Raw genomic sequence first — 16,627 nt, 5'->3', positions numbered from 1 at the left:
AAAAATATTTATTTTGTATGATAAGTATATCTTTTTGATATAACTAGAAGTGAGGACAAGGATATGGATATAAAACAGTTGCGCTATTTTGTAGCCATTGCAGAAGAAAAACAAATTACTAGAGCGGCAAAACGATTGCATATGGCTCAGCCGCCGCTCAGTCAACAATTAAAGAGAATGGAAGATGAATTAGAAGTCATTCTTTTTAATAGGAAAGGAAACACTCTTGAATTAACTCAGGCTGGAGCTTCTCTCTATCAAAAAGCAGTAGATATCATAAGAGTATTTGAAGAAATGATAACGGAAACGAAAGAAATGGTGGAAGGATTAAGCGGTAATCTCCGCATTGGGGTAAATACATTTTCTGATTATCAATTAGCAGGTTATCTAAATGACTTTCATCAAAAGTACCCTAATGTTTATTACACCGTTTATCAAGGGAATTCAGTGGAACTGACGAAAATGATTAAAGAGGGGCTGCTTGACATTGGATATGTCATCTTTCCGATTGAATCTCATGAGGTGAATATACTGCCCATTAAAACAGAGCCATTTGTTTATTTAACAAATGAAAAAATAGAGAGTTCTGAAACAATCGTTTCTTTAAAAAGTATTAGTAAAAAACCTTTAATTCTACCAAGCAATGAAGGACTGGGAATCTACAAAATGATTGTCAGTGAATTCTCAAGGCTGCATATAAAACCGTTAGTAAAAAGCGAATGCTCAGACATCAAGCTATTACTTCAATTGGTAAAGCAGGGATTTGGGGTCACCGTTGTACCGGAATCGGTTGTAAAGACATATGATACACACCAATTATACAGTTATCAGCTTAAAGAAAAAGATTTAACATCTACGGTGGGTGTTATTTGGTCCAAGGAAAGATATCTGGCAAAGACAGTGGAAAATTTCCTGAGTATGATTAAACAAGGGACAACGGACAGTCCAATTACTGACGAATCAAGTGATAATAACCAGTATTGATAAGTGTATTCCATTTTTTATAGTTTTCAAAAAAGCCAATTCGTTCAACTGTGCATTCCAACAAGGAGTGGTAAAATAGTAACGAATGGGAATGATGTTTTAAAGGAGCTGAAAGAATGAATTTTGAACAAAAATTAAACAAATATGCAGAATTGGTTGTTAAAGTTGGCGTTAATATTCAAGAAGGACAAATTTTGGTGATTTCATCCTCAATTGAATCAGCACCGTTTACACGCCAAGTTGTTAAAAAAGCTTATGAAGCTGGTGCAAAGCATGTATATGTCGATTGGGCTGATGAAGAGGTTAGCAGAATCAAATATGAATTGGCTCCAGATGAAGCCTTTAATGAATATCCGGAATGGATAGTGGCTCAACGAGAGGAGTTGGTGGAAAAAGGGGGAGCTTTCCTATCGATTGTTTCTCAGAGTCCAGATCTATTAAAGGGGATTGATCCAAATCGAATTGCTAGCTTCCAAAAAGCAGCAGGCACTGCATTAAATAAATTTAGACAAGCTACGCAATCTGATAAAGTGAGCTGGTGTGTAACAGCGGCTGCAGGAAAAGCCTGGGCTGATAAGATTTTCCCTGATTCCGAAAACAGTGTGGAATTACTTTGGGATGCTATTTTCAAAGCAGTCCGAGTAAATAGTGAGGATCCGGTTGCTGCCTGGAAGGAACATGATGAAACTCTGCGTACAAAAGCAGACTATTTAAATTCAAAAAAATATAAAGTTCTGCATTATAGAGCTACAGGAACAGATTTATCCATTGAGCTGTCTGATAAGCATATATGGTGTGGGGCCGGAAGCGTAAATTCAAAGGGCATTTCGTTTATGGCCAATATGCCAACAGAGGAAGTCTTTACGGTTCCTTATAAAGAAGGCGTGAATGGAACTGTTACAAGCACGAAGCCTTTAAGCTATGGCGGTAATGTCATTAACAACTTCACGTTAACATTTGAAAAAGGGAAAGTTGTAGATGTAAAGGCTGAAACAGGTGAGGACGTTCTTAAGAATCTTCTTGATTCTGATGAAGGATCTCGCTATCTTGGTGAAGTTGCTCTGGTACCTCATCAGTCACCAATCTCTGATACAAATATTTTATTCTATAATACTCTCTTTGATGAAAATGCATCCAATCACTTAGCTATTGGCTCAGGCTATGCTTTTTGTCTTGAAGGAGGCAAAGAGATGAATGAAGAACAATTAGTGAATGATGGCGTCAATATTAGTATTAATCATGTTGATTTTATGATTGGTTCTGCTGAAATGGACATTGATGGAGAATTGGCAGATGGAACAAAGGAACCTATTTTCCGAAAAGGGAATTGGGCATTCTAATTAAAGCTGGAAATGGAGAGGCTGGGACATAAGTATTTCAGTCGATGATAAATCCGAACTATTAGGTGATATTTTAATAAATATTTCGCCTAAAAGGTCGGATTTTTATTTGTTTTCAATAGATTGGTTACTTCTGTATACCATTATTAAACTTAGTGGAATGGAGCGGAAGCCACCGACTCCTGCGGGAAGTAGAGGAAAGGCTGAGACCCCACAGGCGTAGCCGAGGAGGCTCAGCTTCCTCCCCGCGGAAAGCGAGTGGCTGCAGCGAAATGGAACGAACTTTTCAGTAACAAAGTCGATAAATTAGATATCGTTCGTCTTTTCAGCATCTTTTATAAGTTATGTCCCATCCTCTTATTTGTATCGTTCTTTTCTAATAGTATATTGCTGATATCTCAATAAAAAAAGACAGCTTTTTTGCTGTCTCCAATTCATTAAAGCCCCAGTTAGCGCAATAAGAATGGTATCACTCAACTTCATTTAAGGTTTTTTTCAATTCGGTCAAGGCGTTGTTTAGTCTCCTGTATATCTGTTTCTACCAGCTTTAGTTTTTGGTCGACTATTTTACTGTTAGTTAGATAACGCTTATAACTCTTAACGAAATATATAATAGCAACAATGATTACACCAACTATAGCCAAAAGAAGAAAAGGTAAAACATCCGTAAAGATTACAACAAAATCCGATGTTTCGACCTCTGGCTTCACTTTTTCCACTGTAGAGTCACTCCCTTACATAGAATTTCTATAAGTCTATTGAATGTCTATTAATAGTTCTGCATTGTTATGGATTAATCTCACTACAGCCTGAGTTCATCCCAAAGGGTTAAAATTTCTTTTTCAATTTCCTGCGTAATATCATATGCACCTTTAGATTTGTTAGAACATATTACGGCTGTGGTTGACATCTTAGGATAAAATGCAGAATGGAAACTAACTCCGGGGTCATAGCCCATAATATGATATTTGAAAATCTCATCGTTATGTTTCTCTATCCACAATTCGTAACCGTAAAAGCTGTTTTGATCGTTTGTTTGAATATATGGTGTAAGCAATTTATTAGTGTGTTCTTCATTCAGTAATAGGTTATGAAAGAGCGAATACCATAACTTCCGCATATCATCGACTGACACAAAGGCTCCACCATCCGAACCACCTTTCGCAGGTAATGAATATATATTAGTCTTCCATTCACCATTCGGATAATCAATGTAACCAAGTGCTGTATGTTTAGGAAGATTATCAAATTCAAAATATCCTGAGGTCCTCATATTTGCTCTTTTAAAAATTTTTTCCTCTATATATTCCGAAAACTCAAGTTGGCTTGCTTGTTCAACGATTAAACCAAGTAAAATATAGCCTGCATTGTTGTAGTGGAATCTTTCTCCTGCTTTAAATTTCATTGGTTGGTTCTGAAATAGGTGTAAAAAGTCTTCTGATTTTCTCATTTGATACATCGGATTATTAACCCATAATTCCTCAAAGTTATCCATCACTTCCTCATCAAAATAATCAGGTATTCCTGCCGTATGGGTTAATAGCTGGTGAATTGTTATACCCTTATCAAAGTTAGGAAATTGAATAGTAAGACAATCTTCTAATTTCGTATCAAAAGAAAGTATTCTATTTTCTACAAGCTGGCAGATTGCTATGGCTGTAAAAAGTTTACAGCCTGATGCGATCCCGAATCTTGTGGTTAGCCTGTTTTCAATTTGTTCAGAACGATTCGCATAACCGTAGCTTAACTCTGTTAAAATATCATCATTTTCCACAACGAGAATACTTCCGGAAAATCCGACCTTTTTTTGGATTTCGCTTATACGATTTAAAATAGTTGTTTTCACTATAAATCCCCCAATGCTATATCCATCTTTATCCGACCTGCCCCGTTTGAAAAAGCTCTTATGTCCACAATCACCTTGTTAGCACAGAAGTAGCTGAAAATGCCTTTGGAGTTATTAAGTCACATTTCTGTGTTATGATTCCTACGGTTGTTTATGCGTAGTGAAAAAGCTGAACAAAGCATAAATATGAATGCTAACCCAACTCCAACTAACATTGAATATTCGAAAATGTTCTTTAATGCCATACCACCTGTGATACTTGCAACAAATAGTAACAGAAACAATACTGTATAGTTTTTCAATTTAAACACCGCCTTACCAATATTATACAATATTTAGTAATAAAACAGATTTTTATAAAAAGTATGACATATAATGTATGAAAACATTATATTAATGGGAATGTTTTTTCTAACGAATAAATACGATATAATGGGGAATAACCGAATATGAGGAGAGGAGGATACAATTGAAATCAAAATTACATTTTTGGACATTGGAAATCTTGTTACTGTTATTGATTATATTTGTAAGTACAAAAATTTCCTTCTTATTTAATCCGATTGGGATTTTCATATCTACGCTATTTTTCCCAATTTTGATTTCAGGATTTCTGTTTTATTTATTAAATCCACTTTTAAAATTTATGATAAAGCGGAAAGTACCAAAAATTATTGGAATCTTGATCGTATACATAGCCCTGATTGGTTTATTTATATTTGGTGGAGCAACAGTTGGGCCAATCGTTTCAAATCAAATAACAGATATAGTCGAGAATACGCCTAAAATTATTGATGATATTGGAAGAATTATTGAGGATGCATCTGATTCCCCTTTGGTTAAATATGTGATTCAACAGGATATAGTTAAAATTGACGAACTGAAAGACAGATTACTTGAATTCACAACCACTGTGACAAAGAATATCACGACTGGAGTCTCGGCCGTTGTCTCCTTCATCACAGATCTTACTTTAATAGTCATAACAGTTCCGTTCATCCTGTTTTATATGTTGAAGGATGGGAATAAACTTCCCAATGCAATTATGAGATTTTTGCCATCTTCTTTTAGGAAAGAAGGAATGGTTATTATTCAGGAAACCTCTGAGACATTGGCAAGCTATATACAGGGACAAATTATTGTCTGTATTTTTGTCGGTACGTGTTGTTTTATCGGTTTCTTAATACTCGATTTGCCATATGCACTGACGCTGGGATTAGTAATTGCAATTACTAATATTATTCCATATGTAGGCCCGTTTATTGGGGCTGCACCCGCAGTGGTGGTCGGTCTATTCCAATCGCCGTTAACAGCTATTTTGGTTGTCTTAGTGATTGTAATAGTTCAACAAATTGATGGTAATCTGATTTCTCCGCTGATTATTGGGAAATCACTTAATATTCATCCATTGACGATTATCTTGATATTATTGGTTGCAGGAAGTTTAGCCGGTATATTGGGGATGATATTAGCCGTACCGACCTATGCAGTTGTAAAAACAATCACCAAAAATATTGTAAGGCTCTATAGACTGTATAAGACGAAAACGACAGTTATAACCGAGTAATGATTAAGCAGGACCTGTTAAGGTTCTGCTTATTTTGTTTTCCCGAAGTAAATAAGCTAACTATAAAGGATCTTGTAGCTAATCAGGAAAAGAGGCATACATTATAAAAAACCGCTTCTCTAAGGAAAATAAATTCCAATTTAGAGAAGCGGTTTGTTGGTTGGTTTTCTATAGATAATTCAATTATTAAGAGAAGAGGACATTATCTTCTTCAGCGACGTTTTTTTGTGGTATACCGATGATCTGATATTCTTTAACCTTTTGCTTAATTTCAACATAATGGATATGATGGTCTTCCATATCGATGATGGTTACTTCAAAGCCTTCAAGGTCAATCGTATCGCCCAACTTGGCATCATAATTTTCGGTTAGAACCCATCCGCCGATTGTATCAATATCTGTGTCATCCAAATCAGTTCCAAGTAAGTCATTAATTTCGCTGATAAGTACTTTAGAATCAACGATATAGGAGCCGTCTGGATTTTTACGAATCTCAGGTATCTCGTCAGCATCGAATTCATCACGGATTTCTCCAACAATTTCTTCAACTATATCTTCAATGGTGACTAAACCTGAAGTTCCGCCATACTCATCCATCAGAACGGCCATGTGAATGCGTTCAGTTTGCATCTTGACTAATAAATCATGAATCGGCATGGTATCTAAGACACGGATTATCGGCCTAATGTAGGGATCAAGAGTGACAGTTGTCACCTGTTTATGCTGGACGATATCTGTCAGTATTTCTTTTACATTTACTAATCCAATGATGTGATCCTTATCTCCATCAATAATAGGATAACGAGTGAATTTCTCAGCATGAAATACATCAATAAATTCTTTTACGAGGTCATCTTTTGATAAGGAAATCATTTCTGTTCTTGGTACCATAATTTCTTTTGCAATTCGGTTATCAAATTCAAATATATTGTTCACATATTTAAACTCAGATTGATTAATTTCGCCGCTCTTCAAACTCTCAGACAAAATAATTTGCAGTTCTTCTTCTGTATGTGCAATCTCATATTTTGAAGCGGGTTCAACGCCGACTGATTTGGCAATAAGCCTTGCTGACCCGTTAAGAGCCCATATAAAAGGATACATGATTTTATAGAAAGCCATAAGTGGCTTTGAGGTAAGAAGAGCAATTGCTTCCGCTTTTTGAATAGCAACAGTCTTTGGTGCCAATTCACCAATGACTACGTGAATAAATGTAATTAACATAAAAGAGAGAATGATCGTCAGTGTTTGGGTAACAGCATCCGGTAATGCTAAGAATGATATTACCGGAGATATGATAGTGGCAAAGGTTTCTTCCCCGATCCAGCCAAGTGCCAGTGCTGTCATCGTTATGCCAAGCTGACAGGCAGACAAGTATTCATCCAGATTTGTGATGATTTTCTTTGCGCTTATTGCCTTTTTATTTCCTTCTTCCAGTAATTGATCTATCCGTGAAGATCGAATCTTAACAATTGCGAACTCCGATGCAACAAAAAATGCGGTTAATGCAATCAAAATGGCTATAAAAACCAAATTCCATATGTCCAATAAATTTCCTTTAACCGTATATGACGGTCAAGGAGTCACCTCCTGTAGTAATAAGCTGCTTTCAGCTAAATGGTTTAAATATATAATATCGACTATATGAATGTTTTTGGTCATCAACTTCCCATGTGAATCACCCCTTGATTATAAAAGAGAAGTATTTGAAAAAGAGTTATTACTATCCATTATATTAAATTTCTAAATGAATAGCATTTGTTTTTATTCCTAATTTAATAATTTGACTATATTTTCAATAAATATAAAATTTGGGACTATCTTTTTTTCAGCAATTTAGTAAAATTTAAGTTGTGGTATTATTTACATAAGTAACATAATTATAGTGTTATATACATAAAATCAGTTAGTAAATATAGCTGGTATAAATGTCAAATAAAATGCTCATATTTTGGTTTGAAGGATAAATATAAGGGTATATTTGTATGGATTAGTATAAATTAGAGGTGGAGATAGTGTGTATGGATATTGTATCTAAATTTAAGGTACAGGGAGTTATCATCGAAAAGACAAAATCACGTAATGAAATATTTTCAAATGTATTTATTTCAGGATTCGCTCATTTGGGTAATGAATTAATGGCTGAAGAAGCATCTGAGTCCAAGAAGGAAGTAGAACTAAAAAGTCATTGATCATCTAATACATACATAATAGTTAAAAATACGATTATTTCACAGAAGACGCATGTATGCGTCTTTTTTTGCTGTTGTATGAGGACTTGCTGAAAGGGCAAAGTTATAAATTAATACTTATGTAATCAAGCGACAAAACGAGGAAAAATAGGCCCTCAATCAAGCTAAGAGTAAGATTGTACACACCTCCCTGTAATTCTTTCCATTGTCATCTTAGGAATAATCTACTATTATTATATAGAAATAAGAAAAACCGTTCTAATTTGTGGGATGTTTTTCGTTAAATTCTCCTTTTATGGGGAGTATAGTAGATTTTTTCTAGTAGATAATTGAAGGAGGGCATCTATGAACCTTACAGTTAAAATTATATTAGGATTGTTTTTTGGTGCAATTGTTGGATTAGTGCTAAACATTTTTTCACCTCAATCATTTGAAATTTTAAATGCTGTAGTATTTTCACCAATCGGCAGTCTGTTCATTAACGCCATTACCATGCTGGTTGTTCCTATTGTACTTATCTCAATTACGTTAGGTACAGCGGGTTTGGGGGATCCCAAAAAACTCGGCAGGATTGGTGGTAAAACCATTCTTTATTTTCTTTCAACGACTGCATTTGCTATCACAATAGGTATATTCCTGGCCTTAGTCATTAAACCAGGGAATGGAGGTAATTTTGATATTGCCTCAGCTGAATATACAGCCACTACAGCCCCTTCTATAACTGAAACTCTCATTAATATCATTCCAAAGAATCCAATTCAGGCAATGGCGGATGGTAATATGCTTCAGGTAATTGTAATGTCTATTTTCTTTGGAATTGCAATTACGGCTCTTGGAGAAAAAACAAAAGGTATTATCAACCTTCTGGAGCAAGGTAATGAAGTACTGATGTATTTAGTTAACTTAATTATGAAGGCAGCACCTTATGCAACATTTGCCTTAATAGCAACTGCTGTCGGAAGCCAAGGTCTACCGGCTATTAAAAATATGGGTCTTTATATGATCGTAGTTCTTTTGGCATTATTGGCTCATACAATTGTCACATACGGAGGAGCGATTGCAATATTCGCGAAACGCAATCCAATAGAGTTTTTCAAAAAGTTTTTCCCAGCTATGACAGTCGGGTTTAGTACTTCGTCGAGCAGTGCAACTTTGCCGGTAGCTATGGAGCTTACACAAAAAGAGCTGAATGTACCAAAAAGTATCAGCAGCTTTGTGCAGCCGCTTGGCGCCACTATAAATATGGATGGAACTGCTATTATGCAAGGGGTTGCCACTGTATTTATTGCCCAGGCATATAGTGTGGAACTTACAATGACGCAATTAATTACTGTCATCTTGACAGCTGTTCTTGCAAGTATTGGAACAGCAGGAGTGCCAGGTGTAGGATTAGTCATGTTGACCATGGTTCTTGGACAGGTTGGCCTTCCAGTTGAAGGTGTAGGTTTGATTCTCGGTATTGATCGTTTACTTGATATGACCAGAACAGCAGTTAATATTACTGGAGATGCATCTTGTGCCGTTATTATTGCCCAATCTGAAAAGAAACGTGAAGAAAAAGAAGATAAAGCAGATACTCTAGAAATAGAAGAAATGACTGCTTAGTTAGATTTTGAATTAATAATACTTGCTAATGTATGGAAAAATTAGTACGATGTAAGAAAGAATAGTATTCCACAAGGGGAGCCAATGGCTGAGAGTGAACGATCGAGTTCTGACCCTTTGAACCTGTTAGTTAGCGCTAGCGTAGGAATGTGGCTGAATGAATGTAATGTAAGCAATGCGAGCCATTTTTGTGCGAGCATTGCTTTTTTGCATTTTTGGATGCCCGATCAAGATGGAGGTTACGATTTTAGGAGCTCTTGATTAGAAAGGGGAAGTAAGATGAGAAATAAACGATTATTATTTATGGTGGAGATTGCTGTTTTTTCTGCTTTGGCATTTATTTTTGATTTGTTGGCCACTGTTGTGTCGTTTAGTTTATGGCCGCAGGGTGGCAGCGTGTCAATCGCTATGGTACCTGTTTTTTTAATGGCTTATCGATGGGGAGTTAAAGGCGGCGTAACTACAGGATTACTGTTAGGTTTGCTGCAAATATTGTCAGGTACTGCTTATATCATGCATCCTGTACAAGGTTTTCTTGATTATATTGTCGCTTATACGGTTGTTGGCTTAGCTGGGATTGTATTTAGCTATGCAGATAGAGAACGAATTGGGCAAAAGGATATTAAAACATCAGGTATTATTGTTTTAGGAATACTACTAGGTAGTACTATGCGCTTTTTGGCACATTTTATTGCTGGAATGGTATTCTTTGGAACTGGTGCGGCAGATGGTCAATCAGTCGCAGTCTTCTCATTGCTTTATAATCTATCCTACATGCTTCCAAGTGTTATTGTAAGCGGAATGGTTATGATGCTATTATTTGCGGCAGCACCACGGGTGATCTTGCGGAAATCTGTACATCATTCCTAAGAAGATTATTCATTTTTATTGAGGGCTCTCGACATAGTCGAAAGTCTTTTTGATTTTCTCTCATTCCATCTGACTGAATCCGCTTTTTGGCTTCACTTCTCGAAAGGGTTATAGTTCTATCGTCCTTTTTATTTAATAGAAAGCAGTTTTTTTGTAAAAAGAACAAGAGAATATAAAAAAATTAGTAAATTTATACATAATAATACCTATCTTCCATTTATTTCTATTATAATGATAGTAGTGAACATTAAATTTGGAGTATAAATATTATATTTTATATTGATGGGAAGTGGGATGATTATGAGTAAGGATGAAATTATTCGTCTAATATCTGAACGTATGCGATTAATCCGTGTGGAAGTTGATTATACACAAGACAAGATGGCCGAAATCATCGGTATTTCTAAAAAAACTTTGGTACAAATTGAAAAAGAGCGTAATGAAGCTAGTTGGACTACTGTCGTGGCCGTCGTTTCATTATTTCGTGAAACCTTAACTGTGCAGACCTTATTTGGCGGGGACCCTCTCGAGGTTATTGAAACTGTTTCGAGAGAAAGAATTGATTACAGAAAAGAAAAAATGCTCGGCGGTAAGGTATGGTGGAAAGATATACTTAATGATGGCGGATATGTTCTGCAGCAAAATATGATTAGTGAGCACTATCGTATTTTAGATGAGGATCAGTATCGGATTTATAGTTCATTAAATGAGAATGATGCACATAATAAATATAAAGAATTGGTTAATAAAGTGTTGCAATAATACTGTGATATAGAGAGATTCCTGCCGTACGTATGTGTGTATGTATGAAATTGCCTGGAATGTCTCTTTTTTTTAGTTTTTGAATATTCTAGCAAACATAAAAGGCCTCCTGATGCTCTCTATGAGGCAGAAGGCCTTATATAGTAAAGGAACAATTGATTATTTTGCCACTAATACAGGACATGAGGCATTCTTAATGATTTTTTCAGAGATATTGCCGAGGAACAATTTACGAAGACCAGTAGTACTGCTGTTGCCGACAATAATTAAATCGACTCCTTCTTTTTCAGCATATTGAAGAATCATATCATCAATTGTCCCTTCAAGTACTACAAAATGTGAATGGATAAGATTATTACCCTCTAAGCTGTTTACGTAGCGTTCAATTTCCTCAAGGCGATTATTATTCGCGGAGTTGCTGTTTATTAAAGAATTTGTTTCTGGTACGATTGCCTGCCCCTGGCTGGAATCTGCGTAAAATGTGCTATTGGTTGAGGCTACAAATGTATTCTCAGGAATTAATCCCTCATTATTTTCTTCATAAACATAAACTACAGATAATAAAGAGTTTTCTTTACTCTTACAAAAATTTAATCCCATTGACAATCCCAATTTAGCCGAATCTGAGCCGTCGAACGCCACCAATATATGGTTAAACATGTAACTCAGTCCCTTCATTTTATTTGCACTCGTTATTATTTATCCTTTATTTGGCTTTTGGAAACATCAGACAAAGGATCTTGCCAATCCATTAACCTATATGGTGTTCTTATTCCTTAAAAGAGTAGATATATCTTTTTTGTGATAATTTGAAAAAATGGTCTTTATTTTTTGCGAAATAAGGTGAAATTACGATTTCCTATTTAAATGTTCGAAAAATAGATAAATATGCCAAAAGACCAATGGTCATACCAGCAAATATCTTGTATTCTTGTATTATAGAAAAAAGAGGTGATGAGGATGTTAGATGAAAAACAACCCCAAGATATTCACCCAATTATAAAAAAATGCTTAACTCACTTGGATGTTTTGGGAGCAGATGTAAAATTAAAGCAAATTGTTTATATGTATATGGAAACATTGCATAAAGAAATTGGAAACTCGAATAATGAGATTAACAAGTGAAAAATATAGGTAAACCTAAAACAACTGTCTATCAGTTGTTTTTTATTTTTTGTGTATAATATGTAACAATGGATAGAAATTTAGTTGATTTTTAGAGAGGAGGAGAATTGGATGGGTTATAAGTTATTAAAAATATTTGACCATTCTCGTTTAGTACATATTCTTCTGCTTGGTCTATCTTTCATAGCCCTTATTGTAAGTTCATTCCTTTATCTGCTCTTAAATCAGGAAGTTGATTTGTCTCATTTGAAAACTGAGCTTATGCAGCCGACTATCATTTATGATATGGATGGAGATGAGGCTAGTAAAATTTCAGCAAACAAGACAGAAGGGGTTTCAATTGATCAGATTCCAGAGCATGTGATTGATGCTGTTATCTCAATAGAAGACCGGCGTTTTTATGAACATAGTGGGATTGATTATATAGGGATTATTCGAGCGGCATACGAGAATTTCACAGCAGGCTCTGTTGTTCAGGGTGGAAGTACGATCACGCAGCAATTAGCAAAAATAACACTTTTAACGCCTGAACAAACGTTGAAGAGAAAGCTGAAGGAGGTCTCGATAGCCAGCCAGATTGAACGTGATTACACAAAGGATGAAATCCTGGAGATGTATTTAAATCAAATTTATTTTGGGCATGGCGCTTGGGGAATTCAAAATGCCAGCAAGGTATATTTCGGAAAAGAAATCGAAAAGGTCAATCTTTCTGAGGCAGCTTTGCTAGCTGGGTTAATACATGCTCCCTCCGCTTTGGATCCTTATAAAAACTACGAAGCGGCAAAAAAAAGGCAAGAAGTAGTGCTAGTACAGATGAAAAATGGAGGCTTTATTACAAATGAAGAAAAGGAATCAGCAGCTGATGAAGAAATAAAATTCACAGAGTTAAGCGATCCCTTAAAAGGAAAGTTTCCCTATTATGTTGACCAGGTGATTATGGAAGCTGACAAAACATACGGAATAAAGCAGGACGATTTGTTAACAGGTGGATATAAAATATACACAGAACTAGATCAGGGTATGCAGGAAGATATGGAAGAAGTATATAAACAAGATAATTTGTTCGCGAAAGGGTCTAATGCAGATGAATTAGTACAAAGCAGTGCCGTTTTGCTAGATCCCAAGACTGGGGGCGTCAGAGCCCTTATTGGGGGAAGGGGAGAGCATGTTTTTCTTGGATATAACAGAGCAACACAATTAAAAGCCCAGCCAGGTTCGGTCATGAAGCCGCTTGCAGTTTATACACCTGCCCTTGAAAACGGATATAAACCTACAGATTTGATTAAAGATACGGAGATGGAATTTGCAGGAGGTTATTCACCGAAGAATTATAATGATCAGTATGAAGGGGAAGTACCGATGTTTGAGGCAGTTTATAAATCGAAAAATATACCTGCCGTCTGGCTTTTGAATGAAATAGGCATACAGGCTGGAATGGATTATGCAGAGAAATTTGGCATTAAACTTGGAAAGAATGACCGAACACTGGGTCTTGCTTTAGGTGGGCTAAATGAGGGAGTATCTCCTCTGCAGATGGCTTCAGCCTATTCTGTATTTGCAAATGAAGGTGTACGTCAGGAAGCACATCTAATCCGAAAGATTGTAGATGCAAGCGGCAAAGAAGTTGTTGTATTTAAAGGGAAAAAAACTAAAGTAACGACCAAGGAAGTAGCAAAAAATATGACTGCCATGCTTAAGGGTGTGATTGATCATGAAGGTGGAACCGGAACAAATGCAAAGGTTGAAAATAGAGATATCGCTGGTAAAACGGGCTCAACTCAGGTAGATAATGTCTCTAGACAGGACGCTGTAAAGGACCAATGGTTTGTCGGTTATTCTCCCAACCTTGTTGGTGCCGTGTGGATGGGTTATGATAAAACAACAGTCAATCAGTATCTTTACAAAGATAAAATAAGCGGTTCAAATATTGTTTTTAAGGAAATCATGACGAAAGCCTTGCAAAATGTCGAAAATCAAACATTTGTTGTTCCAACAATAGATGATATGGAAAAGGAAGTAGAAAAGAACCGTTTTAAAAACTATTGGATTGAGCAAAAGGAAAAGATTCAGAAGAACTTTGATGAATGGATCAATCGCTGGAAAAATTAATTAAAAGAGAAAGTTGCCTTTCATATTCAATAGGAATGAAAAAAGCCCATTTGAAATCGTAAATTTTACGGTCTCAAATGGGCTTTTCTACTATACTGTAATTAAGACATAGATGGCGTTAATTCGGTGCTCTCTTCCAAACAAATAGTTTCAATTTGTTCGATTGCCTCTTGGGCATTTTCACCTTTAACAAGGACTTTAGCCTGAGCGTCAGTACCCAAAGTCAGGAAAAACGCTGTTAATGAGGGAATATCATTAACATTTATTTCTTGGTTTTTTGCTGCTAGTTTTATTGTTCCATTATAGTTTTTCGCATAATCTGCTATACACATTAATTGTGGAAGTGTTATTTGTTTTTGAATGGAAAGTTCAGAAGAACCGATTTCATATTTTTGCATTTTGTCTCACCTTTTCCTCTGTAATTGTGCTAATTTATATACTATTTACCCTGTGGCAAATTAATTAAACAAAATATAGATACCGTGGGAAATTAATGATGAATTGGAATCAACTTTAGAGATAGTCATGGAATTGTAAAATATTTTCATTTTTTACCCGGTCAGCCCAGAGGTAAATGTGCTATTTTTATCTTTAGAAGGATATGAGGAGGCATGGAAGATGATCGATTACAGTGTAACGCTTGCTATAGCGAGTATCATGACTTTAGGCTTTTTTATCGGACACATGCTTTGGGATGCGTAAACCTAATATCTCCTAAAAGCTAACAGTCAAGGGGCTAAATTTAAGCGCTATCATTTGACCATCTGCTATAATAGAGAGTATGTTCTTAATAGTAAGATAATACTTTATGGGGGATGATGAAGGTGGAATATCGGATTGAAAAAGATACGATGGGAGAAGTGCGTGTTCCAGCTGATAGCTATTGGGGGGCTCAAACAGAGCGTAGCCGCAACAATTTTAAAATTGGGCAAGAATTAATGCCAATTGAGATTGTATATGCCTTTGCACACCTAAAAAAAGCAGCTGCTTATTCCAATTTTGATTTAGGTAATTTATCGGAAGAAAAAAAGAATGCGATATCATACGTTTGTGATGAGATTATCGCAGGAAATTTAAATAATCAATTTCCTCTAAAAGTTTGGCAAACTGGAAGTGGAACCCAAAGTAATATGAATGTGAATGAAGTAGTAGCACGTAAAGGAAATGAGTGGCTGGAGAATAATGGCTTTGAAGCAACGCTGCATCCCAATGACGATGTAAACATGTCTCAAAGCTCCAATGATACTTACCCAACGGCTTTACATATTGCAGCTTATGAAACGATACATAAAAATATTTTACCTGAAATTATTGCTTTTAGAAAAGTACTTCAAGAAAAAGAGCAGGAGTTTATGGGAATTGTGAAGATTGGACGTACTCACCTGCAGGATGCTACACCTTTAACACTTGGCCAGGAAATAAGCGGATGGAGATACAGCTTTGAACGTTCAGAACAAATGATTAGAGAAAGTGCTGAGAAGCTGCTTAGCCTTGCGATTGGAGGTACTGCTGTTGGTACCGGCATTAATGCCCATCTCGAATTTGGCGATAAAACAGCGGGGTATATATCTGAACAAACCGGCTATAACTTTATTTCTTCACCAAACAAATTTCATGCATTGACCAGTCATGATGAGATTGTTTATGCACATGGTGCATTAAAAGCTTTGGCTATGGATGCGATGAAGGTGGCTAATGATATACGCTGGTTGGCAAGCGGCCCTCGCAGTGGTATTGGGGAGATTACCATTCCTGCAAATGAACCTGGAAGTTCGATTATGCCTGGTAAAGTAAATCCGACGCAAAGTGAAGCTTTGACAATGGTAGCTGTTCAAGTATTAGGGAATGATACATCCATTGGATTTGCTGCAAGCCAGGGGAATTTCGAGTTAAATGTGTTTAAACCTGTGATTGCTTATAATTTCCTGCAATCTGCCAGACTATTGTCAGATGCGCTTAAATCCTTCAGGGTTAATTGTCTGGTAGGGCTTGAGGCTAATATTGAAAGCATTCAAAAAAATGTAGAGTCCTCCCTTATGTTAGTTACGGCACTTAATCCACATATAGGCTATGAGAAAGCAGCTGAAATTGCTAAGCTTGCCTTTAAAGAAAACAGCACGTTAAAAGAAACAGCCTTGAAATTGGGTTACTTAACTGAAGAAGAATTTGATCAATGGGTAAATCCAAAAGATATGGTCAAACAAAAATCTTAAAAGCATTCGTAACC

At 36.0% G+C, this 16,627-nt stretch carries 15 protein-coding genes and 1 riboswitch; of the genes, 10 read left to right on the top strand and 5 right to left on the bottom strand.

The genetic code is table 11. The annotated features are described in order from the left end of the window. Window positions 1–63: 63 nt before the first annotated feature. Window positions 64–984: a LysR family transcriptional regulator gene (locus tag AC4D4A_RS09105; protein ID WP_490995599.1), complete on the top strand. Its 921-nt coding sequence runs from the start codon at window positions 64–66 to the stop codon at window positions 982–984. Between the two features lie 116 nt (window positions 985–1,100). Then, window positions 1,101–2,324, top strand: coding sequence for an aminopeptidase (locus AC4D4A_RS09100; RefSeq protein WP_490995598.1), 1,224 nt, complete (start codon window positions 1,101–1,103; stop codon window positions 2,322–2,324). Between the two features lie 479 nt (window positions 2,325–2,803). Here AC4D4A_RS09100 and AC4D4A_RS09095 read toward each other — a convergent pair whose 3' ends face one another. Then, window positions 2,804–3,043 carry a hypothetical protein gene (locus AC4D4A_RS09095; protein ID WP_490995597.1) on the bottom strand — a complete coding sequence of 80 codons (240 nt, stop codon included), beginning with the start codon at window positions 3,041–3,043 and terminating at the stop codon, window positions 2,804–2,806. 83 nt (window positions 3,044–3,126) lie between these two features. Next, entirely contained in the window at window positions 3,127–4,170 is a 1,044-nt protein-coding gene (locus AC4D4A_RS09090) for a serine hydrolase domain-containing protein (RefSeq protein ID WP_490995596.1), read from the bottom strand. A gap of 469 nt (window positions 4,171–4,639) precedes the next feature. Here AC4D4A_RS09090 and AC4D4A_RS09085 point away from each other — a divergent pair, with 469 nt between their 5' ends. Continuing rightward, the gene (locus AC4D4A_RS09085) at window positions 4,640–5,737 is read left to right on the top strand and encodes an AI-2E family transporter (RefSeq protein ID WP_490995595.1); all 1,098 of its coding nucleotides are present in this window, start codon (window positions 4,640–4,642) and stop codon (window positions 5,735–5,737) included. 186 nt (window positions 5,738–5,923) lie between these two features. Here the strand turns inward: AC4D4A_RS09085 and AC4D4A_RS09080 are convergent, their stop codons facing one another. Beyond that, a complete protein-coding gene (locus AC4D4A_RS09080) occupies window positions 5,924–7,285 on the bottom strand; it encodes a hemolysin family protein (protein ID WP_490995594.1) in 1,362 nt (453 codons plus the stop codon). Window positions 7,286–7,758: 473 nt separating this feature from the next. On the opposite strand from AC4D4A_RS09080, the gene AC4D4A_RS09075 reads away from it, so the two are divergent. From AC4D4A_RS09075 to AC4D4A_RS09060, 4 genes are all read left to right on the top strand, one after another. After that, window positions 7,759–7,929: a hypothetical protein gene (locus AC4D4A_RS09075; RefSeq protein WP_490995593.1), complete on the top strand. Its 171-nt coding sequence runs from the start codon at window positions 7,759–7,761 to the stop codon at window positions 7,927–7,929. Window positions 7,930–8,274: 345 nt separating this feature from the next. Next, complete coding sequence (locus AC4D4A_RS09070; protein ID WP_490995592.1) at window positions 8,275–9,534, top strand: dicarboxylate/amino acid:cation symporter; 1,260 nt, start codon at window positions 8,275–8,277, stop codon at window positions 9,532–9,534. Window positions 9,535–9,598: 64 nt separating this feature from the next. After that, window positions 9,599–9,699: riboswitch (TPP riboswitch) on the top strand. Between the two features lie 114 nt (window positions 9,700–9,813). Continuing rightward, window positions 9,814–10,404: an energy-coupled thiamine transporter ThiT gene (gene thiT / locus AC4D4A_RS09065; RefSeq protein ID WP_490995591.1), complete on the top strand. Its 591-nt coding sequence runs from the start codon at window positions 9,814–9,816 to the stop codon at window positions 10,402–10,404. Window positions 10,405–10,704: 300 nt separating this feature from the next. Beyond that, window positions 10,705–11,166, top strand: a complete 462-nt coding sequence (locus AC4D4A_RS09060) for a helix-turn-helix domain-containing protein (RefSeq protein WP_490995590.1) — start codon at window positions 10,705–10,707, stop codon at window positions 11,164–11,166. Between the two features lie 159 nt (window positions 11,167–11,325). On the opposite strand, the gene AC4D4A_RS09055 is transcribed toward AC4D4A_RS09060, so the two are convergent. Beyond that, window positions 11,326–11,826 carry a universal stress protein gene (locus AC4D4A_RS09055; RefSeq protein ID WP_490995589.1) on the bottom strand — a complete coding sequence of 167 codons (501 nt, stop codon included), beginning with the start codon at window positions 11,824–11,826 and terminating at the stop codon, window positions 11,326–11,328. Window positions 11,827–12,126: 300 nt separating this feature from the next. Here AC4D4A_RS09055 and AC4D4A_RS09050 point away from each other — a divergent pair, with 300 nt between their 5' ends. Continuing rightward, a complete protein-coding gene (locus AC4D4A_RS09050) occupies window positions 12,127–12,291 on the top strand; it encodes a hypothetical protein (protein WP_175354229.1) in 165 nt (54 codons plus the stop codon). Window positions 12,292–12,402: 111 nt separating this feature from the next. Continuing rightward, complete coding sequence (locus AC4D4A_RS09045; RefSeq protein ID WP_490995588.1) at window positions 12,403–14,400, top strand: transglycosylase domain-containing protein; 1,998 nt, start codon at window positions 12,403–12,405, stop codon at window positions 14,398–14,400. Window positions 14,401–14,501: 101 nt separating this feature from the next. Here AC4D4A_RS09045 and AC4D4A_RS09040 read toward each other — a convergent pair whose 3' ends face one another. Beyond that, window positions 14,502–14,798 (bottom strand): hypothetical protein, encoded by a 297-nt coding sequence (locus tag AC4D4A_RS09040; protein ID WP_490995587.1) that lies wholly within the window; start codon window positions 14,796–14,798, stop codon window positions 14,502–14,504. Window positions 14,799–15,224: 426 nt separating this feature from the next. Between AC4D4A_RS09040 and fumC the strand changes: the two genes are divergently transcribed. Further along, the gene (gene fumC, locus AC4D4A_RS09035) at window positions 15,225–16,613 is read left to right on the top strand and encodes a class II fumarate hydratase (protein ID WP_490995586.1); all 1,389 of its coding nucleotides are present in this window, start codon (window positions 15,225–15,227) and stop codon (window positions 16,611–16,613) included. Window positions 16,614–16,627: the final 14 nt, after the last annotated feature.

This window comes from Pradoshia sp. Z5_111, from assembly GCF_058267535.1.
Note: the sequence above shows the minus strand (reverse complement) of the source record. Positions and strands in the feature narration are given on the sequence as shown.

Excerpts from the sequence above, each read along its gene's own strand:
- AC4D4A_RS09060 (WP_490995590.1), top strand. The coding sequence starts at position 10,705 with ATGAGTAAGGATGAAATTATTCGTCTAATATCTGAACGTATGCGATTA.
- AC4D4A_RS09105 (WP_490995599.1), top strand. The coding sequence starts at position 64 with ATGGATATAAAACAGTTGCGCTATTTTGTAGCCATTGCAGAAGAAAAA.
- AC4D4A_RS09040 (WP_490995587.1), bottom strand. The coding sequence starts at position 14,798 with ATGCAAAAATATGAAATCGGTTCTTCTGAACTTTCCATTCAAAAACAA.
- AC4D4A_RS09050 (WP_175354229.1), top strand. The coding sequence starts at position 12,127 with ATGTTAGATGAAAAACAACCCCAAGATATTCACCCAATTATAAAAAAA.
- AC4D4A_RS09075 (WP_490995593.1), top strand. The coding sequence starts at position 7,759 with ATGGATATTGTATCTAAATTTAAGGTACAGGGAGTTATCATCGAAAAG.
- AC4D4A_RS09070 (WP_490995592.1), top strand. The coding sequence starts at position 8,275 with ATGAACCTTACAGTTAAAATTATATTAGGATTGTTTTTTGGTGCAATT.
- AC4D4A_RS09045 (WP_490995588.1), top strand. The coding sequence starts at position 12,403 with ATGGGTTATAAGTTATTAAAAATATTTGACCATTCTCGTTTAGTACAT.
- AC4D4A_RS09100 (WP_490995598.1), top strand. The coding sequence starts at position 1,101 with ATGAATTTTGAACAAAAATTAAACAAATATGCAGAATTGGTTGTTAAA.
- thiT (WP_490995591.1), top strand. The coding sequence starts at position 9,814 with ATGAGAAATAAACGATTATTATTTATGGTGGAGATTGCTGTTTTTTCT.
- AC4D4A_RS09055 (WP_490995589.1), bottom strand. The coding sequence starts at position 11,826 with ATGTTTAACCATATATTGGTGGCGTTCGACGGCTCAGATTCGGCTAAA.